The 19,803-nt window shown below is 68.9% G+C and carries 17 protein-coding genes; 10 read left to right on the top strand and 7 right to left on the bottom strand.

Features of this window, described 5'->3' with window-relative positions:
• Nucleotides 1–3: 3 nt before the first annotated feature.
• The 5 genes from AC5RVD_RS00250 to AC5RVD_RS00230 are packed head-to-tail and all read right to left on the bottom strand — an operon-like array spanning nt 4 to nt 7,309.
• A complete protein-coding gene (locus AC5RVD_RS00250; protein WP_494125589.1) occupies nt 4–435 on the bottom strand; it encodes a hypothetical protein in 432 nt (143 codons plus the stop codon).
• Nucleotides 428–4,543 (bottom strand): type VII secretion protein EccCa, encoded by a 4,116-nt coding sequence (gene eccCa / locus AC5RVD_RS00245; protein WP_494125588.1) that lies wholly within the window; start codon nt 4,541–4,543, stop codon nt 428–430. Before eccCa ends, AC5RVD_RS00250 begins: the two co-directional genes overlap by 8 nt.
• Nucleotides 4,540–5,640, bottom strand: coding sequence for a nucleotide-binding protein (locus AC5RVD_RS00240; RefSeq protein WP_494125587.1), 1,101 nt, complete (start codon nt 5,638–5,640; stop codon nt 4,540–4,542). Before AC5RVD_RS00240 ends, eccCa begins: the two co-directional genes overlap by 4 nt.
• A 20-nt stretch (nt 5,641–5,660) precedes the next feature.
• Nucleotides 5,661–6,986, bottom strand: a complete 1,326-nt coding sequence (gene eccD, locus AC5RVD_RS00235) for a type VII secretion integral membrane protein EccD (RefSeq protein WP_494125586.1) — start codon at nt 6,984–6,986, stop codon at nt 5,661–5,663.
• Nucleotides 6,987–6,988: 2 nt separating this feature from the next.
• On the bottom strand, nt 6,989–7,309 hold the full coding sequence (locus tag AC5RVD_RS00230; RefSeq protein ID WP_494112464.1) for a hypothetical protein: 321 nt from the start codon (nt 7,307–7,309) through the stop codon (nt 6,989–6,991).
• A 261-nt stretch (nt 7,310–7,570) separates the two neighbouring features.
• Between AC5RVD_RS00230 and AC5RVD_RS00225 the strand changes: the two genes are divergently transcribed.
• From AC5RVD_RS00225 to AC5RVD_RS00190, 8 genes are all read left to right on the top strand, one after another.
• Entirely contained in the window at nt 7,571–7,918 is a 348-nt protein-coding gene (locus AC5RVD_RS00225) for a hypothetical protein (RefSeq protein WP_493939538.1), read from the top strand.
• A 172-nt stretch (nt 7,919–8,090) separates the two neighbouring features.
• Nucleotides 8,091–8,396 carry a hypothetical protein gene (locus AC5RVD_RS00220; RefSeq protein ID WP_493989446.1) on the top strand — a complete coding sequence of 102 codons (306 nt, stop codon included), beginning with the start codon at nt 8,091–8,093 and terminating at the stop codon, nt 8,394–8,396.
• Between the two features lie 33 nt (nt 8,397–8,429).
• Nucleotides 8,430–8,807, top strand: coding sequence for a DUF6507 family protein (locus tag AC5RVD_RS00215; RefSeq protein WP_494112465.1), 378 nt, complete (start codon nt 8,430–8,432; stop codon nt 8,805–8,807).
• Nucleotides 8,808–8,865: 58 nt separating this feature from the next.
• Nucleotides 8,866–12,120 carry a glycohydrolase toxin TNT-related protein gene (locus tag AC5RVD_RS00210; RefSeq protein WP_494125585.1) on the top strand — a complete coding sequence of 1,085 codons (3,255 nt, stop codon included), beginning with the start codon at nt 8,866–8,868 and terminating at the stop codon, nt 12,118–12,120.
• A 14-nt stretch (nt 12,121–12,134) separates the two neighbouring features.
• A complete protein-coding gene (locus tag AC5RVD_RS00205; RefSeq protein WP_494125584.1) occupies nt 12,135–12,662 on the top strand; it encodes a hypothetical protein in 528 nt (175 codons plus the stop codon).
• Nucleotides 12,663–12,697: 35 nt separating this feature from the next.
• Nucleotides 12,698–13,843, top strand: coding sequence for an SseB family protein (locus AC5RVD_RS00200; RefSeq protein ID WP_494112468.1), 1,146 nt, complete (start codon nt 12,698–12,700; stop codon nt 13,841–13,843).
• 1 nt (nt 13,844) lies between these two features.
• Nucleotides 13,845–14,948: an Imm61 family immunity protein gene (locus tag AC5RVD_RS00195; RefSeq protein ID WP_494125583.1), complete on the top strand. Its 1,104-nt coding sequence runs from the start codon at nt 13,845–13,847 to the stop codon at nt 14,946–14,948.
• A 99-nt stretch (nt 14,949–15,047) separates the two neighbouring features.
• A complete protein-coding gene (locus tag AC5RVD_RS00190) occupies nt 15,048–16,475 on the top strand; it encodes an FAD-dependent oxidoreductase (protein WP_494125582.1) in 1,428 nt (475 codons plus the stop codon).
• 111 nt (nt 16,476–16,586) lie between these two features.
• Here the strand turns inward: AC5RVD_RS00190 and AC5RVD_RS00185 are convergent, their stop codons facing one another.
• Nucleotides 16,587–16,826, bottom strand: coding sequence for a hypothetical protein (locus tag AC5RVD_RS00185; protein ID WP_494125581.1), 240 nt, complete (start codon nt 16,824–16,826; stop codon nt 16,587–16,589).
• Between the two features lie 271 nt (nt 16,827–17,097).
• On the opposite strand from AC5RVD_RS00185, the gene AC5RVD_RS00180 reads away from it, so the two are divergent.
• Both AC5RVD_RS00180 and AC5RVD_RS00175 read left to right on the top strand, forming a co-directional pair.
• Nucleotides 17,098–17,685 carry a TetR/AcrR family transcriptional regulator gene (locus tag AC5RVD_RS00180; protein WP_494125580.1) on the top strand — a complete coding sequence of 196 codons (588 nt, stop codon included), beginning with the start codon at nt 17,098–17,100 and terminating at the stop codon, nt 17,683–17,685.
• 196 nt (nt 17,686–17,881) lie between these two features.
• Complete coding sequence (locus AC5RVD_RS00175) at nt 17,882–18,214, top strand: ankyrin repeat domain-containing protein (RefSeq protein ID WP_493989642.1); 333 nt, start codon at nt 17,882–17,884, stop codon at nt 18,212–18,214.
• Between the two features lie 80 nt (nt 18,215–18,294).
• On the opposite strand, the gene AC5RVD_RS00170 is transcribed toward AC5RVD_RS00175, so the two are convergent.
• Nucleotides 18,295–19,794, bottom strand: a complete 1,500-nt coding sequence (locus tag AC5RVD_RS00170; RefSeq protein ID WP_493989437.1) for a catalase — start codon at nt 19,792–19,794, stop codon at nt 18,295–18,297.
• Nucleotides 19,795–19,803 lie beyond the last annotated feature (9 nt).

Here is a 19,803-nt window from a genome sequence, read left to right as displayed (position 1 = left end):
TCACTATTCTCCGGACCCGGGCAGTTGGTGGGCGACGACGGCGCCGCGGCACCGCACGGCGATGTTCTGCGCCACCCGGTAGCCGAGCTGGTCGCCGTCGGGGATGCCGTTGCGGATGGTGATCTCCTGCCACCACAGGTCCTGGTGCTCGGGCTCGGCGAAGTCCGGGTCGTCGGAGAAGATCGACGGGATCGGGGTGCCCTCGATGGCCTTGACGGTGGCGCCGGCGAGCAGCCGGGACACCTCGCCGGGGACCCGGACCAGGCGCGGCAGTTCGACGGCGAGCATGGTGGTGCCGCTGCCGTCCTCCACTTCCAGCAGGGCGTTGCCGGCCACCTGGCGGACGTACTCCTGCGGCACCACGGCCAGCAGCGAAACCATGACCACGTCCTGGCCCGGTTCATCGAGCGCGACGACGGTGAGGGTGTTAGACATTGGCGGTTTCCTCCATCGGCGTCCATAGGGTCTGCACGGTCTGCACCGGGCCGCCGGAGCGGACCAGCAGTCCGCGGCCGGGCGGCAAGCGGCGGGCGCGCACGTTGTTGAGCAGGCCGCCTTCGGAGCGGTCGCCGGAAAGGATCACTCCGGTGCTGCCGGAGTCCCGCAGCGCGGCGAAGAACTGTTCGTACATGCCGCGGCCGGCCCCGCGCACCCGGCGGGTGAGGATCACGTTCAGCTGCAGTTCCGGGCCCATCGGCAGGTACTCGATCAGCGAGCGGAGCGGTCCGGCGCCGCCGGCCGTGAGGATGTCGTAGTCATCGGCCAGCAGCACTATCCGCGGGATGCTGTCCGCCTCGCCGATGCTGTCCTGCATCGCGTCGCCGCCGGCGGCTCGCTTGGACAGCTCCGAGGCGATGGCGTTGGCCAGCGGCTCGGCCTGGGCGGCGCTCGGCGCGTAGCCGCCCAGGTAGGCATCCGGGACCACGTCGGCCAGCGCCCGGCGGGGGTCGAAGACGGCGAAGACCAGGTCCCGGGACGGGTACTGCGCCACCAGCGAGGCCACCAGGGAACGGACCAGGTTGGTCTTTCCGGACTGTTCGTCGCCCATCACGATCAGATGGTGCTCGCCGCGGACGACGTCCAGCATTTCGGGGCCCAGATCGGTCTCGCGCAGGCCGAGCGGCAGCAGGCCCTGGAGCGCCGGGACCTCGAGCTGGGCGGCTTCCACCACCTGCGGCAGGATGCGCACCTGCATGGCGCGGGCATCGGTGGAGGCGGCGACGGCGGCCACCATGTCCCGGGTGCCCTGCGTGGCCGTGTCCGCGTCGGCCACGCCGTCGATGCGGGGGAGCGCAAAGTGGCCGAAAAGCTTGGCGTCGGTCAGCGCGCGGCCCGGGCGGTCGGCGGGCATGGTCTCGGCCAGCTTGCGGCCGTAGGAGGAATCTGCCGGATCGGCCAAGCGCAGCTCGATCTTGGTGCCGAAGAAGGACTGCTGGGCCAGCCGGATCTCGTTCTGCCGGTTGGCGGTGGTGACCACGTGGATGCCATAGCCGCCGCCGCGGGCGATCAGCGAATGCACGGCCGGCTCGATGTCCTCGAATTCATCGGTCAGCAGGCCGTAGCCGTCCAGGACCAGCACGACGTCGGCGCTGGGCAGTTCGGGAATCTTGCCCTGGGCGCACAACCTGCGCAAGGTGGCCAGCGAGTCCACCTGGTACTTCTCGAAGACGATCTCACGTTCACCCAGCATGGCCAGCAGTTCTTCGACCGTGCGGCGGACCACCTCGCGGTTGGTCCGCACGGCCACGCCGCCCACATGCGGCAGGCCCTCCAGCGGGATCAGCGAGTTCCCCAGCAGGTCCACGCAGTAGATGCCCACTTCCTGCGGGCTGTGGGTCAGGGCCAGCGACGCCGCGATGGTGCGCAGCGCGGTGCTCTTGCCCGACTGCGGTCCGCCGATGATGGCCACGTTGCCGCCCGCCGACTTCAGGTCCAGTTCCCAGACACCCTGCCACTGTTTGGCCGGGTCATCCAGCAGGCCGATCGGGACCTTCAGCCCGCCGCCGGAGGCGAGCCGGATGCCCTGGCTGGTGGTGGTCACCGAACCGGCGGCGGTGTCCAATGCCAGCGCCGCCGGCAGCGGCGGCAGCCAGATGGGATCCATGGCGCGCGGGAACCTGGCCAGGGTGGCCATCAGCGCTGACAAGACGGTCGGGCCGGTGGTGCGCTTGGACGCACCGGTACGGGCCGGCTTGGCGGCGGCCGCGCCGGCGTCGTCCGCCCGCTCCAGGCTGGCCGCATAGGTGGGCATCGGCAGCACCCGAGGGCCGTCGTCGCCGGCGGTTTCCTCCGCCTCCCGGGCCTGGACATCCTCCAGCGGGCCCGACACGTAGCCGGCCTTGAACCGGGTGTAGACGGTGGTATCCACCTTCAGGTAGCCGTACCCGGGGACCGGCGGCAGGTGGAAGGCGTCCGGCGTGTCCAACACGGTGCGGGACTCCGATTCGGAGAGCGTGCGCAGGCCGATCCGGTAGGACAGGTAGGTCTCCAGCCCGCGCAGCTTGCCGGACTCGATCCGCTGGCTGCTCAACAGCAGGTGCACGCCGATGGACCGGCCAATCCGGCCGATGGAGAGGAACAGGTCGATGAAGTCCGGCCGGGCGGTGAGCAGTTCGCCGAACTCGTCGATGATCACCACCAGGTGCGGCAGCGGCTCCATGGCTTCGCCGCGGGCCAGCCGTTCCTGCCGGTGCAGCTGGTAGTCGGTGATGTTGGCGATGTTGCCGGCGGCCTTGAGCACTTCCTGCCGGCGGACCACCTCGCCGTTGAGGCTGGAGTAAATGCGTTCGATCAGGCTCGCGTCGTCGGCCAGGTTGGTGATCACGCCGGAGACCTGCGGCGCGTCGGCGAAGGGAGCGAACGTGGCGCCGCCCTTGAAGTCCACCAGCACCATGGACAGCAATTCCGGCGGATGGGTGGCCAGCAGGCCCAGCACCAGCGACCGCAGCATTTCCGACTTGCCGGAGCCGGTGGCGCCGACGCAGAGCCCGTGCGGGCCCATGCCGAACTGCGCCGATTCCTTCAGATCCAACAGGGCGGGCCGGCCGCGGTCGTCCGGGCCCAGCGGGATCCGCAGGAAGTCCACTTCGCTGCGCGGCTTCCAGAGCCGCCTGATGTCCGCCTCGTCCAGTGCCGGGCTCAGGCCGAGCATGTCCAGGAAGCTGTCCGAGCTGGCGGCGGTGTTGTGTTCCAGCGAGTCCGCCGAGAGCCGCATCGGCGCCAGTTCCCGGGCCAGCGCCTCGGCGGTCGCCACGGCCAGGGGGTCGAGGGTTCCCTGTTCAACGACCGGCTCGACCGGATCCTCGCGGTAGTTCTGGATCAAGAATCCCGAGTCCGACGGCGGGGCGCCGGCTTCCGGGGCGGCGACGCCTGCCGCGCGGCCCGCCCGGGGGAGGGCCGCGCGCGCACCGGACGGGGCGGCGTTCGCGGCCGCACCGTCCTGGGTGACGCGCACGCTGACTTCGCCGGGTTCCTGGCCGCGGTCGGCCACCAGGTACACCACGGTGATCCCCAGGTGGGCCAGTCCGGCGTGCCGGTCCGGCAGCACGAGTTCTTCGGGGAGCCCGCCATAGCAGTCGGCGAGCACCAGCAGGCGCGGCAGGTGCTGGCTGGCGCCCCTGAGGTTCTTGGAGGATTCGGCCGCCACCACCGCGCGGCGGTTCAGCTCATCGGCCACCACGGCCCCGAGTTCGTCCAGGGAGCGGGCCATCCGGCGGACCGGGCCGGTGGCGTGCGCCTGCTTCTGGTCCGCCAGGTGCGGCAGCCACAGGGCCCAGTCCCAGTCGCCCAGCCGGTCTTCGCCGGCCGCGATGCCCACATGCAGGTCTTCGGGCGAGTGGAAGGCGCAGGCCTCGGCGAGCAGGTTGCGGGCGGCATTGAGCACGAACGCGCGGGAGCCGACGATGCTGACGTTGCCGGCCGAGTCCAGCGGCAGGGTCAGCGGCAAATCCGGCGACCTCTCATACCGCCGCTGCAGGATCCGGACCTCGTTGTCCATGAAGGTGTCGCGCTGGGCCGTGGCCGGGCCCTGCTCGTTGATGGTGATCTGCCGGCTGATCCGCTCTCCGGAGCCGATCCGCACGTGCAGGAAGTCCTCGTTGCCGCGGCGCCGCTCCCACAGCCGTTCGGTGTTGCGGACAATGTCGAAGAGGGCAGTGGGTTCCGGGTTGCTGGTGCGCGCCGTGGTGATGGTGCGCTGCTCGTCGGCGCGGAGCGTGGCCCGGGACTCCTCCAGGTACTCCAGGTAGCGGTCGCGTTCCTCGGCCCGGGTACGGGCCGCACGGCCGCGCTGGCCCAGCATCATGACGATGGACGCGACGACGGTCACGATCATCGCGATGGCGCCGACGGCGGCCAGGCTGTTGCCGCGGAAGAGCATCATCACGGTCATGGACAATCCGGCGCCCAGCAGCGGGATCAGCGCCATGGCGTTCATCCTGCCGGACTTCTCGCCCATCGGCGGCGGGGCCTCCAGGCTGAAGGGCGCGGCCTCACGGGCCGGGGCGGTGGTCCGGGCCGGCCGGTGGAAGATCTTCACGCTCATCGGCCGGTGTGCTCCATCGCCAAGGCCAGCGCCGTGGAGGCGAGCTCCGCCGCCTGCAGCCGGACGGCACGGGACATCAGGCCCGGGTCGATTTCCACCCCGCTGGCCAGATGCCGGTCGTACCCCAGAGGCATCACGGGGATCCCGTCCCGGGCCAGCAGCTTGGCTTCGGCCATCGGATCCAGCGGGGCACCGGCATCCGTCTGCGTCAGCACGGCCAGCAGGCCGGTCCCGCCCAACTCCGGGGTGGCTGCCCACGCGGCCGCCGTCCGCCGCACGTCCTGGACGCCGGCCACCGACGCGGGGGCCACCAGCACTGCCAACTGCGCGGCGCCGACTGCCCAGTTGGTGTCCGGGTTTTCGCCCGGACCGGTGGCGCAGTCGTAGACCGCCACCGGGCAGTACCGGGAGATGTTCTGGCCCGCCGCGGAGAGCGCGGTGTTCCCGGCATGCCCGCCGAGGGCACGTGCTCCGGCCACCCAGAGGTTGGGCCCGGCGGCGGCCAGCCGCCGGCGCAGGTCGTCGGCGCCCGCGGCGGGGGAGTATTGCAGGACCGAGGCGGCGTCGTCGATCGCCGGCGCGTCCGGCACCCCGAGGCGCAGCGCCAGGGTGCCGCCGGCGGGTGCCAGGTCCACGGCCGCAATCGTGTCCTGCCGGGCCGCCGCGTACAGCGATGCCAGCAGCGCCGCCGTCGTGGTCTTCCCGGCCCCGCCCCGGCTGCCGATCACCGCGATCCGGCGCCCCGTGCTGACGGCGGCCTGCGCGCCGGCCGTCGCGGCGACCAGCCGCTGCGGATAGTCGTCGGAGGAGACCAGGCCCTTCGCCGCCCGGAAGGTGCGGACCAGCCAGGGCTCGCCGCGCCGGCTGCGCAGGCGGCGGCGGCGCTGTTCGGCATCGGACTCGAACGGACCGGGCCCGGCGGGTTCGGCGGACGGAACCGGCGTGCTCCACGGATCGGCCAACTGCGTCCGGCCGGGGCGGCCTGCACCGGATGGGGCCGCCGGGGGCATGGAACCCGGAGCGGGCGGGCCCGCCGGGACGTGGCCGGTGGCGGTATTCTCCCGGGCGATCAGGTCCCTGCGCGAAATCGGTTCCATGGAGTCGGTTCCAACCTGTCTCAGTCGAAGGTGGTCAGCAGCGAGGCGAAGACGCCGAACAAGCCGATGACCAGCGGGACAGCGGCCAGGATGGCCAGCGTCTCCAGTCGGTTGGCCAGCAGGCGCAGTTTCGCCGCGGAATGGTCGGCGAGCGTGGCGGTCAGCGAGATCACGACGGCGATGGCCAGCACCAGCAGGCCGGCCGCAACGATCCAGCCGTGCCCGGGAGCGAAGGCCAGCACCGAACGTGCCAGGGCGAGCGTGCCGACGGCGGCCGCCAGGTACAGCGCGATCCGATCGGTGGCCAGCGGAAAGGCACGCGCGCGCAGCCCGGTGGCCAGGGCCAGGCAGCCGATCAGCGGCATCGTCCAGACCTGCGACGCGGTGTCGGTGCCCAGGATCCACAATCCGGCGGCCACGGAGAGCGCCGCCAGCGCGGTGCCGAAGCTGAGCCCGCGGTGCGCCGAGGCGATGGCCACGTGGACGTCGGTGCGGCCGATGCGGCCGCCCTTGGCCCGCCGGTCGTCCAGCGTGGCCAGTCCGGACGTGGAGAGGGCGATCTGCGGCAGCAGGCCAAGGGTTGCGCAGCTGAGCAGCGCGGCCACGCCGGCAGCCCGCACAGGGTCGCTGAAGAGAGCCAGCGAGGCGGCCCAGAAAACGGTGAGCAGGGCCAGCAGGCCCGCAGCCGACATCAGTGCCCGCGGACGCTGCGAGATCAGGCCCGCACAGACCAGTGCCACGGCGCTCGCCGCGGCGGCCAGCAGCGCGTGCGTCCCGGGATCGGCCGGCAGGCGCAGCACGCCGCCCACGGCCAGCAGCCAGCCGGTGCCAACGAGCAGCGGGCCCAGTACTGTAGCGGTCGCCCGGCCCAGGTAGATGCCGGCGCCCAGCAGCACCGCGGCCAGCGCGAAGAAGACAGCGGCGGCCATGGCGGTGGCGGCGCCGTCGAGCAGCAGATGCACGCCCAGGTAGAGTCCGACGGCGGCGAACACGGCCCCCGTCCCGCGGCGGACCCGCTCGGTCCAGCGGCCGCCGATGTCCTCGGTTTGTTCCACCACGGCGTCGGTGATGTCGTACACCACCGGTGCGGGCGGGGCCTCGGACACATTCACCAGCCGGAGCATGGCGCCGTCGGCGATGCCCGCGTCCGTCAGCGACGCGTCCTCGCGGACCGGATCGCCGGCGGGGGTGATCAGCGTCTTGACGGCGACGGCGGCGGCCGGCTGGTCATCGAGCAGCTCCAGGACCTGGGGCAGCAACAGGCCGACCGGCGTCTGCGACGGGAGCAGGACGTCCACGTGGCGCTGCGGTCCGGCCACGGTGACCCGGGTAAAGGTTTCGGCCATGCTCAAGCGGCTCCTCGGTGGGGGGCGAGCGGCAGGCGGGCGCCGCCGTCGTCCGCCGGATCGCCACTGAGGTGGAGGACGACGGCGGACTGCGCCCGCTGCTGCCGTTCCTGCCGCAGGTCTTCCAGCAGGTTGGTCACGAACGAATAGCCCACGCAGACGGCGGCAATGACCGCCGCCATGGCGATGCTGAAGAAGAAGGTGCGCACGCTGGACTTCCAGCGCCGCTGCAGCGGATTCGCGCCGTACAGGAGGGCCGTGGTCAGCCGGGCACGCCGGACAGCCACGGACTCAATGAGCTGGTTGTCGTAATCGTGGGCCACGTCTCTCCTCCCAAGCGGTGCGTCGCCTACCGAGCTTATCGCTCCAAGCGATGGATTAATTCCCGCGTGTCCCGCGCAGGATGGGGAGATGTACCCATTAACTTCGATTGACGCAATGCGGGCCAGCGCGTTCTATGGTAAAGGCGGGGAACCGCTCGAGGACAACCGGCCGGGCGGCAACCCGGCGCACCGCGGACGCAGCAGGCGTCCGCCGGCGCAAGCGGCAGCTACAGCCCCGTGACGGGGCACGGAGGTGGAGCAATGAGCGGCAACCAGTTCATCAAGATGGAAAAGAGCGCGTTTGTCGACGCCGGGAAGGCCAGCGCGGCGGCCGACACCGAACTCCAGGCACTGATGAAGGAACTTGAGGCAGTCCCCGAGCCCATGCGCGGCAACACCGCCGGCGACTTCTGGGAAAAGTTCAAGGGCATCATGGGCCGGGCCAACATGGTGGCGTCCGGGCTGCAGAAATCCCTGGTCTCCATTCAGCAGGGCCAGTCCGAGGTCAACACCACCATGCAGCTGGGCGAGCAGCAGCAGGCCGACGACGCCGATGCCACCGAGGGCAAGGCGGCCTGGGACGACGCAGTCTTCCGCAACCGCGGCTAGCCCGCCGCAGGCAGCGGCACCGGCCCAGGGGTGCGACGGCCCAACGGCACGCACCCCCCAACGGCACGCACCCCCGAGCGGCACACACCCTAGGGCGGCGCTCACCCTAGGGCGGCACTGACTCACAGACGATCTTTTTCCGGCCGAGGCCGGGCATGAGGAAGGAAACATCATGGCAGACCAGAATTCATACGCCTTCTCCGACGGCGGAGCATCGCAGGCCCAGGACAACCTGGACCGGGTGAAGAAGAAGCTCAACGCGCTGGTGGAAACCCGCAAGAAGGACGCCGCGGACCTGCAGGCCAAGTTCCAGGCCACCGACATCGCAGAGCAGTACGACCGGGTGGAGCAGGCCTGGGCAGACGCCGGCTTCGCGTTTGCGGGCATCATGGCGGACGTCCACAAGCTGCTGGAGGACGCCAAGAGCACCGCGGGCAACACCATCAAGACGGCCGGCGGGAAGATCGCCAACATCTAGACCGCCAACATCCGGCACGGAAGGCAAACAGCAGTGGCACTCGACGGCTGGGACATCGAACCCACCAAAGTCCAAACAATCGTCACTACCGCCAGCGGGCGGGCCGCCAGTTTTGAGAGGGATTTCCCGGCCCTGGGTACCGCAGTCGGCGACATCATCGCCGCGGCCAAGTCCGGCCCGGTGATGGATGCGCTCAACGGGTGGGCGGAGAAGACCGTCCAACCCGGACTGAACAGTGTTGCCGGACGGCTGCAGACCACCTTCCAGGGCACCATGGACGCGGTGAACTCCTACGTCGTGGGGGACGCGCAGATGGCCGGAGACGCCCAGAACCTGATCGGGACCCTGCCCGAGGAGGAAGACACGTCGCGTCCGCACCGACCGCACGGACCCACTCCGCTGGCGCTCTGATCAACCGGTCCGCCACTTTCACGAACATCTTGTCTCACGCACCGAATAAGGGGAATCAATGACGGCCTGGGATCCCTACGCCGAGGAATACCCGCAGCGTCCCGACGCGGAACTGCTGCGCACCCATGCCAAGGCGCTGGATGACAAGGCCGAAGACATTGACGACGCCGTCGAACTGATCGAGAGCGACTGGAGCGGGCTGGAAGCGGTCTACAAGTCACCGGAAGCCCCGCAGGTCTACGCCGCGGTCCAGCCGATCAAGACCACCACCGAGGACATCAAGTCCGACACCGCAGCCATTAAGGCGGCCATCGAGGCATTCGCCGACTGGGCGGATACCTTCAAGTCGCGCTACGACGCGCTGGTGGCCCGCTGGCACGGCGTGCGGGCGCGGATCGCGGACGAAGGCAGCGACTGGCGCAAGGACGAGGACCTGGTCAACGACGACAACCGGATCCTCAGGGACGCCAACGCGTTGGCGGCCGAGCACATGGCGGCCGAGCGCACCTGCGCCAACGCGATTGCTGCGCTCTACGGCGGTATCACGCTGGTCGAAACCACGCAGGACGGCCCCGGCACCGGCGAGCAGGCGTATGGATACTCGGCAGAACAGCTTGATTCGGCGACCGGCGAGGGCCACATTCCCTGGGGCAAGCCGACCGAGTGGGACAAACCCTGGTACGCGGACGTCTGGGACGGCATGGTGTCCTTCGGCAAGGGCGTCTGGAGCGGCATCACCGGCACGGTGACCGGCCTGTGGAACATGGTCAACTTCACCGACGGCGAGACCTTCGCCGCCACCTGGAAGGGCATCGGCCAGATCGCCCTGAACGTAGCCATCGTTTCCAGCCCGATCACCGCCGCCGTCGCCGAATCGATCGGCGGCCCGGGAACGGTCAAAAAGGCGGGCGAGGAACTGCTGGCCGTCGGCAAGGCAGCCATCCACTGGGACGACTGGCAGCGCGACCCGGCCTATGCCGCCGGCGCGACGGCGTTCGATCTATCGGCCATCCTCCTGACGGCCGGCGGCGGGGCCGTGGCCAAGGCCGGCGGCGTGGCCAACAAGATCACCGCGGTCAGCCGCGCCGGCGGGGCAGCGTCCAAGGTGCTGGACTTCTCCGGCCTGTCCAAGACCGCGGGCCTGACCACCCGGGCCATCGACTTCTCCACCAACTTCAAATTCACGGCCATCGACGTCACGACCAACGGCTTCAAGACGGTCACGGGCACGGTCCGCCCCTACGTCAGCACCGCCGGACACGTTTTCACCGACGGGCTGCGCAACGCCTCCTCCGGCCTGCGCACCGGAGCGGACAACCTCACGACGTCGCTGCGAACCGGCGCGGACAACCTGGCCAATGCGCTGGGGGGCCCGCGCCTGGCCACCGCCGGCGGTGGCTACACCCCTGCCCACCGGTTCGACGTGGACATGCCGTCCAGCCGGAACACCAGCCCCATCATGAACTTCGACGCGGACGGGCCCAAGCCGTCCCCGGGCAACAGCGGCTACACGGTGCCGGAACGTTCGGGCCCGCCGCAGTATGGCCAGCGGATCGAGACGCCGGAGACCAACCCGGCGCCGGCACGCACTCCCGACACCGAGGCGCCCCGCAGCGCTCCGGATACGGCGGTATCCGCAGCTAACGCCGTGGACGCGGGAGCGCCCGGAGGCAAGGCACCGGAGGCCGGCGCCGAGGCGCCGCGCAGTGCGCCGGACGACGGAGCCGATCCCACCACCCCCAACACTCCGGAACCCGATCCCACCACCTCCAACACTCCGGAACCCGATCCCACCACCTCCAAGGCGCCCGCTGCGGAGGCCAACGACGGTGTCAACGGCTATGACGTGAACGGGCAGCGCGTCGACGACAACTTCCGCCATCCGCAGTCACCACAACACGGCACTGCCATGCCCGACGTCATCCAGAATCCGGAATCACACGCGAGGTACGGCCAGCACCGGGCCGATGACCTCTACCAGGACGTCGAGATGCCGGACTGGGCGGACCTGCCCAAGGACAAGCACGGCCGCCTGGACATCAACAGCGACCTCGACGGCATCGTGGACCGTTCCCAGCCTGCCTATGGCACGGATGAGCTCGGGAACCCCTTGGATAAAGGCGAGTACGCGAACCGCTACAGCGAGTTGGACGAGTTCCGGCCGGACGAGTACCGGGCGGCCTATCCGGACAACGCCGGAGCGGCCGAGGGAACCATCCGGACGTACTCGTCGTACGACGACCTGCAGGCAGACTTCGGACAGGTCAAGTTGGACCGGATCGGTCCCAACGGCGGAGACTACCTGGCCATCGAGGGGACCCCGTGGCACATGCGCGGCCTGCCGGTCGATACCCTCGGCAAGCCGCTGCACCACTTCGAACTTGAGCGGTTGCCCGAGGGCGTCAAGATCGAGGTCTCCGAAATCGCCCCGGCTTTCGGACGCCCGGGCGGCGGAACCCAACTGCGGTTCCTCGACACCACCCAGGGCCAGGAACCGAAAGCCATCGGCGTCGACGAACTGATCCGCAGGGAAGGCCTTCGCGAGACGGGACCGCGCCAGTTCGACCCGCCGTGGGCACGCAACGCCGACAACCCGGTGGACCTGTTGGCCGAGCACGACCTCGACTTGTCTGCACGGAAGTCCGTCGTTGACGCGGTCGAAGAGCAGGGCATCACGCTGGAACGCACGACCGTCTACGAGGTGGACGGCCGCGGAAAGTTCTACACGAACTCCGCCGGCCACATCCAGCACATCGAGGCTTCCAGCGGATCCAAGGGCAACTGGAATCCTGAGTTGAACAACCCGAGGCCCAACATCAGGTACCACATCGACGGCAACATCGTGGTCCACACGGACGGGTTCGGGCGCCCCACGGCACTGCACGCCCACGACCTTGAGTACTTCCCCAAGAACCAGGCCGACACCTGGCGGCATCCGGGCAACCAGACCCACGTTGGGGGACACGGCGGCGGCGACTACGACGGCGGCCACCTCCTCGCGGCAATGTTCGGCGGCCCGGGGGAGAAGATCAACCTGATTCCCCAGCTGAACATCCAAAACCGGAACCTCGGCCTGGGCGCCCTGACACCCATCGAGCGGCTGCGGCTGACGGGGGCCGCCGAGACCTGGTATGACACCGAGCTATGGATCCGCGACCGGCTCCGTGACGTGTCTTCGGAGGGCAGCAAGCCCTCGGTCACGTGGGACGTCCGCCCGATCTACGATGCTGGTGACGGAAACCGTGTTCCACATATGGTGGAACTCAAAGTAACGGTCAACGGCCAAACCCGGCGCTTCGACTTCGAAAACTAAGGAATGAACTCCCCGTGACATCACAGCTGCTCTCCGACGAGTTCTTGTCGGCCATGGCAACCGCGGCCTCTTCGCGGTTCCGGACCTATCAGGAGATCCGGCTGGAGTTCGAGATCTACGGTGCAACCGTCTCTTGGACGGAGGTGGCACGTACGGCAGAAGGCGCATGGGTCAGCATTGACTTCTCCGACGCCGCACCCCTGGACCGCAGGGCGTTGAAGTCGGACAAGGCCGCCAGCTACACGAAGGGCAAGGGCACCTGGTTCGCCGCCCGGCTGACCCTGGTCCCGGACGAAGAACCGCGGTTCGAACGGTTCGACACGGAGCCGTTGGAGCCCACCCCGGGCGCCCTCCAAATTCCGGTATCGCCCGCTGCGGTCCAGGCCGAGCTGGCCTTGTTCCCGCGCGAGCAGGAAGGGATTCCCGGATGGATGCGCGACATCCTCGAAAGCAGCGGTTTGGACGTGCCGTATCTTGACCCGGCAACCGAAGAGTTGGTGCTAGGCAGTGAACGGGCTCCCTTCCAGGACCCAACCCAGTAGCTCCCCCGCACCCTCCCGGAAGAAGGAAACACCCCATGTCCGAACAGACGCCTGTGCTGCTCCGCCAACAGCAGTTGGCCGAGATACTCGCCGGCTGGATGCTGCAGGCCGTCAACAGCGAGCCCGGATGGGACCGGATGGTGTTGGAGTTGAAGCCCGCCGCCGATGCCATGCTCATGCGCATCACCCAAGAGCGCGGCGGAAGGGCCGCGGCCAATGCCGGGGCCCTGCAGCCCGGAACCGCGCCCTTCGACGCCGCCACCGAACTGCACAGCCTCGGCGTGGGGGACAACGGAGAGTCCTGGCGCTCGGCCGCCGTGAACCTCTCCGCACGGGACTGGCCCGAACCGAAATACTCACTGGACACCTACTTCAATTTCGACCAGCCCGCGCCCGATTTCGGTCTGGGGGAGCCGGCCGGCCAGGCGTCCGTATCAGAAGCGGAGCATGAACAACCCGGCCGGCACGGCGTGGACAACCGCCTGGTCGCGGCCGCGGTGGCCAGATTCAGCGAAAATCCGGGGAAGGCGGCTGCAGTCAATGTGTTGCGCCACCTGATTGGCAGCGAACTGTTGCTCGATGCCACCGATAACCCCGGGCGTCCCGGTATCAGCGTCGTCGAAGTCCACGGTTCGCCGTCCGTGCTCGCCTTCACCTCCCAGGAGAAACTGGCCGAGTTCCGAGCCTCCACTGGCCGACCGGGAGCCCCCGTGTCCTGGGTCCAGCCAGGCGAAGAACTGTTGAAGTTCGTCGACAGCCACCCGGACATTGCCTACCTCTGCATCAACCCGGCGGGCCCGACCTGCGCCCTCGGACGCCAAGAGATCGGCTTCGCCGTCGGGAGTCTGGCCAATGTCGGCCTGAAGCGGGCAGTCGCCGGCCAGGCCGGCACCAACGCCGTCGTGGAACAACTCAAGCGGCCCGGCGCCGTCGTGTTGGCGGCCGATCGTGCCGATGAGGGCGGATCAGACGGGGGCCCGATCCTGCTCAAGGGGCAGGACGGGGGACCGATTCTTCCCGTGTTCTCATCCGGGCCGGAAGTCGCCGCCTTCAAGCCCTCGGCGAGGTTCAGGGAAGTGCCGGCAACCTGGGCCATCGACATGCTGCGCCAAAGGCCCGAGCTGTCGATGGTGGTGGACCCCGCCGGCCCGGAAGCGCTGCTCCGCGCCTCGGACTTCTGACATGACCGCCCACCTGGAGCAGCTGGACGACGCCCTGCTGGCCACGGCTGCCCAGTGGTTCGGAGGCGGCAGCACCATCGAGGACGGCGCCTGGACCGTGCGGAACGAATACGGCGTCCGGATGTCCATCACGGCCGAGGCCGACGGGTTCATCTTGCGGGACGTCATCGCGCGTTATTGGCCCGGGAGACGGGAATACGTCCGCACCTCGGACCCGGAGGTCCTGCTGCGCACCCTGTTGTTCCGGGCGGCGTTCTGGCATCGCAAACGCCGCGGCCTGCGCTTTCTGGCACTGTCCGACCAGGGGACGGACGACTCCAGCGGCTGGGCGATGCGCACCAGGCCCCACAAGTCGCCTGCAGTGCTCGAGCGTACGGGGCCGAGCGGCACCGTCACCGCTGGCTTTCCGGTGGCGCGGGATGCGCGGATCTTCACCCGGTATGCGGCACTTCCGCTGGAGACCCTCGTGGTGTCACTCGTCGCGGCGGACGGCGCCCCGCTGTTTGGACCGGGCAGGCCCGGCCACATGCTTTCCGAACTGCCGGGCCGGCTGGCGGGGCTGCCGCCCGAACGGATGGACAAGGCCGTACAGTACGCAGCCATAGCCGAACCGCTGGTCCGTGAAGATCAATGGGCCTTCATGAACGCGGCCGGAGAGCGCACGACCGTCAGCGCGACCGCCGACGGGTACATCCTGGACTTCGAAATGCCGCATGACAATGCTGACCGGAAGAGGTCCTACGTGCGCACCGACGACCCTGACATACTCACCCGCTGCCTGTTGTTCCTCAGCGGCCGGGCGAACCGGTTCCTGGAAGCAGCGGACGCCGGCGACGGATTCCTGCCCTACACCGACCGATACGGTTGCCGGGCCGAGGATCCTGACCAGGCCTACCCCGTCACCCTCACCGGGACCAGTGAGCAAGGGGAGTTTCGGGCCTTCTTCCCGACCGGCACCGGGGCGCGCCATCTGAGCTATTACGCCGGGGCGCCGATCGATGAGCTGCTGGCGTCGATCGAGTCGGACGACGGTTCGCCGCTGTTCGGCCCGGACCGGTTGGAAACAGCCGCCCGCGGCCTGCCGCCGGCGACCGGGAGCCAGTGAGATCCGCGGCACACTGTTAGGAGGGAAACGGGCGGGCATTTAGAATAGGAAACTGTGCGCTTATTGCGCAGGAGGATTCCCGAAGAAGAAGGACTGCCCGTGTCTAACTCTGCCGAGGCCATCACCCAGCGTCCCCTGAGGGTGGCTATCGTCGGCGCCGGACCAGCCGGCGTTTACGCCGCTGACATCCTCACCAAGGCCGAGCGGGACTTCGAGGTCAGCATCGACCTCTTCGACCGCTACCCCGCGCCCTACGGCCTGATCCGCTACGGCGTGGCGCCCGACCACCCTCGGATCAAAGGCATCGTCAACGCCCTGCACAAGGTGCTGGACCGTGGCGACATCCGCTTCCTGGGCAACGTCGACTACGGCCGGGACCTGACCCTGAGCGACTTCCGGCACTTCTACGACGCGGTGATCTTCGCCACCGGCGCCATCCAGGATGCCGCGCTGGACATTCCCGGCGTTGAGCTCGAAGGATCCTACGGCGCCGCCGACTTCGTGTCCTGGTACGACGGCCATCCGGACGTGCCCCGCGACTGGCCGCTGGAGGCCAAGGAAATCGCGGTCATCGGCAACGGCAACGTGGCCCTGGACGTGGCACGCATGCTGTCCAAGCACGCCGACGACCTGCTCAGCACCGAGATCCCGGACAACGTGTACCGCGGCCTGAAGAACTCGCCCGTTACCGACGTGCACGTCTTCGGCCGGCGCGGCCCGGCCCAGGTGAAATTCACCCCGCTGGAGCTGCGCGAGCTTTCACATTCGCGCGACGTGGACATCGTGCTCTACCCGGAGGACTTCGACTTCGACGAGGGCTCCGACGAGGCGATCCGCTCCAACAACCAGACCAAGACCATGGTCAACACCCTCACCAACTGGCTGGTGGAAGAACAGGACACCGGCGCCTCCCGCCGCCTGCACCTGCACTTCCTGCACACCCCGGTGGAGATCGTGGAAGGCACCGGCGACGGCGCCGGGCACGTGGCGGCGATCAAGTTCGAGCGCAACGAACTGGACGGCACCGGCAACGTCCGCGGCACCGGCGAAATCCTGGAGTACCCCGTGCAGGCGGTCTACCGGGCCATCGGCTACTTCGGCTCCGAGCTGCCCGAGGTCGGCTACGATGCCCGCCGCGGCGTGATCCCCAACGAGGGCGGACGCGTCCTGGACGAGGACGGCAACCCGGTGCCGGGCATCTATGCCACCGGCTGGATCAAGCGCGGACCGGTGGGCCTGATCGGGCACACCAAGGGCGATGCGCTGGAGACCATCGGCTTCCTGCTCGAGGACCGGCTGGACCTGTCCGCGGCCTCCGATCCCGCCGAGGACGCCATCATCAAGCTGCTCGAGGAGCGAGGCGTCGCCTACACCACGTGGGAAGGCTGGCTGAAGCTGGATGCCCATGAGCGTGAGCTCGGGGCCTCCTTCGTCCCCGAAAACAACGACGGCGATGCTCCCGCTATCGAGCGCGAGCGCGTCAAGGTGGTCCCGCGCGAAGAGATGGTGAAGATCTCGCAGCCCTGATCCACGGGACCGGGTTCCCCGGCCGTCTGGGGAGCCCGGCCGACCCTGCCGGCCCCGCCGTGGGTGACAGGCGGCCGGAACATATCGGCCGGGCGCGCGGGTACGGTGCCGCTAGCGCTTGACGTAGAAGCGCAGGATGTCGCCGCCGGGAAGTTCCACGCGGACCTTGTCCTCGCCGGGCGTGCTGAGGCGGGCTTCGGGATAGGCGGAACGCAGGCTGCTGAGCAGCGCCAGGTACGGATCCGGAGGCGAAGCCTCCGCTCCGGGCAGGCTTCCCGGTGCCGGCCGTTGGAGCCACGCCCGGAAGCGGCCGCCGCACCGCCGCAGCAGGGACTGTACTGGAGCCACCATTGCCATCCTCGCTCGCTTCACTGCCGGCGGCCGGCCGGTCCAATTCCGCGTTTCTGCCCTTTCACCCAGTATGGGAGCCTCCGGCCCTTAATCTGCGAGGCGTTCCGGCAAGTCGCGGAAGCACGTGTGTTGCGGCCCCCAACGACTATGCTGAAGCCGAGTCGATGGCCGGCCGCGCTGAAGCCGAGCCGATGCCCGGCCGCGTCAACCCGTGCCCCCGATCCGTTTCGGGGCGCGTCAGGTCCTAAGCAGAAGGAGGCAGGGCACCCGCATGGCCAGACCGCAGAATCCGCAGCGCAAGCCGCAGCTGCTCGAGGACATCCTGGCCTACCTGCAGGACAAGAACCTGGCGGACCTGTCCTTTCGCCCGCTGGCCGAAGCCCTGGGCATCAGCAGCTACATGCTGGTCTATCACTTCGGGCACCGGGAACAGCTGCTCGAGGAGATTGTGCAACGGGTCGAGGCCGATCTCTCCGCGCCGTCGCCGGAGCAGTTGGCCGACCTGGAGGTTCCGGAGCTGCGGCAGTTGCTTCTCCAGGTGTGGGAGCACTCGCAGTCCCCGCACAGCCGCGCCCTGCAGCGCCTGGGGTTCGAAGCGGCCATCCAGCAGGCGGCCGCCAGGCACACCACCCATTCGACGCCGCCCCTGCGACCGCCCGGGTTCATCCGGTGGCGCGACTCCGCCACCGCTTGGCTCAGGAGCCGCGGGGCAGGGGAGCAGACGGCAGCGGCCGAAGGCACGCTCTTCGCTGCCGGCGTGTGCGGGCTGTGGTTCGGGCAGGTCGTTGCCGACCAGGCCGGAGAGCCGGCGGCGGCGTTCAACTTGCTGCTGGAACGTTTCCTCGCGGCTGCAGCCTGAGAAGACCGAGGCGCCGTGCCGGCGCCGTCCTGCGTCGCCGTGCTGCGGTGCCGTGGCGAGGCGCCGTGCAGACTCCGTCGCAGACGGACCGGGGCGCTCCGCCGTCGTGATTCGGGAGAGGCTCGCATACTCTGGGGGAGTGACGAACGATATACCGCTGAATGAAGAACAGACCCGACGCGTGGTTGCCCTCGCCATGGACCTGGCCCGCGAGGGCAAGACCGGCGAGCTGGTGGAGTTTCTCGACCACGGGCTGCCCGTGGATGCGCTGGATTCCGACCACAACACCCTGCTGATGCTGGCCGCCTACCACGGGCAGGAAGAGACCGTGGGCATGCTGCTGGAACGCGGGGCCAACCCCGATATCCGCAACGTGCGCGACCAGTCGCCGATCGCCGGCGCCCTGTTCAAGGGTGAGGACGCCGTGGTGTCCAGGCTGCTGGCGGCCGGGGCGGACCTGGATGCCGGCACCCCGAGCGCGCGCGATGCCGCCAAGATGTTCGGCCGCGAGCACCTCCTGGAGAAGTAGGGCCCGCAACAAAAAGCTGCCCGGGACCGCCCATGGAGGCGGTCCCGGGCAGCTTCATGCCGTCTGGTGAGACTGAGGTGTTACGCCGAGTCGGTGTTCACGTCGACCGGGGAGATCTTGCCGGCCTGCAGGGCCTCGATGGCCTTGCGCACGCCTTCGCCGTAGGCCGGGTCGGCCTTGGTGCAGTTGGCGATGTGGCGTTCGATGGTCGCCTGGGAAGCGCCGTCGATGGCACGGGCGGTGTTCTCGAAGAGCACCTGCCGCTGCTCGGCGGTCATCTTCTCGCGGAAGAGGATGCCGGGCTGCTCGTAGTAGTTGTCGTCGTCCTCGCGGAAGTTGAACCGGTCGGCCACGGCGCCCACTGCCTGGGCCGGGTCGCGGTAGGCCGGCTGTTCCTGCCAGCGGCCGTAGCCGTTGGGATTGATGCCCGGGGTCGCGCCCTGGTTGCCGTCAACGCGCATGGCGCCGTCACGGTGGAAGGAGTTGACCAGCCCGGCGCCGCGCGGGTAGTTCACCGGGATCTGGTGGTGGTTGACACCGAGGCGGTAGCGCTGCGCGTCGCCGTAGGAGAACAGGCGTCCCTGCAGCATGCGGTCCGGCGAGAAGCTGATGCCCGGAACCACGTTGGCCGGGGTGAAGGCGGCCTGCTCGACGTCGGCGAAGTAGTTCTCCGGGTTGCGGTTCAGCTCCCACTCGCCAACCTCGATCAGCGGGTAGTCCTTCTTGGACCAGACCTTGGTCAGGTCGAACGGGTGGTACTTGTAGGTCTCCGCGTCAGCCTCGGGCATGATCTGGACCATCAGCTTCCACTTCGGGAAGTCGCCGCGGTCGATCGACTCGAGCAGGTCGCGCTGGTGCGACTCGCGGTCCTCGCCGACCAGCGCTGCGGCCTCGGCGTCGGTGAGGTTCTTGATGCCCTGCTGCGTGCGGTGGTGAAACTTCACCCAGTAGCGCTCGCCGGCGTCGTTGATGAAGCTGTAGGTGTGCGAGCCGAAGCCGTGCATGTGGCGGTAGGACGCCGGGATGCCGCGGTCGGACATGACGATGGTGACCTGGTGCAGGGCCTCCGGCAGGTTGGTCCAGAAGTCCCAGTTGTTCTCCGCGCTGCGCAGGTTGGTGCGCGGATCACGCTTCACTGCGTGGTTCAGGTCAGGGAACTTCAGCGGGTCGCGGAAGAAGAACACCGGGGTGTTGTTGCCCACCAGGTCCCAGTTGCCCTCTTCGGTGTAGAACTTGACCGAGAAGCCGCGGATGTCACGCTCGGCGTCGGCCGCGCCGCGCTCGCCGGCGACCGTGGAGAAGCGGGCGAAGAGCTCGGTCTTCTTGCCGACCTCGGAGAAGATCTTGGCCTTGGTGTACTTCGTGATGTCGTTGGTCACCGTGAACGTGCCGAAAGCACCGGAGCCCTTGGCGTGCATGCGGCGCTCGGGGATGACCTCGCGGTCGAAGTGGGCCATCTTCTCCAGGAACCACACGTCCTGCAGCAGCATCGGTCCGCGGGGACCCGCGGTCAGGCTGTCCTGGTTATCGGCTACGGGCGCGCCCGCAACGGTTGTCAACGGCATGGTGTTATCAGCCATTTAGTTATC

The organism is Arthrobacter sp. THG-b23, from assembly GCF_059091265.1.
The sequence above is the reverse complement of the archived record's forward strand: the minus strand, read 5'-3'. Positions and strand labels throughout refer to the sequence as shown.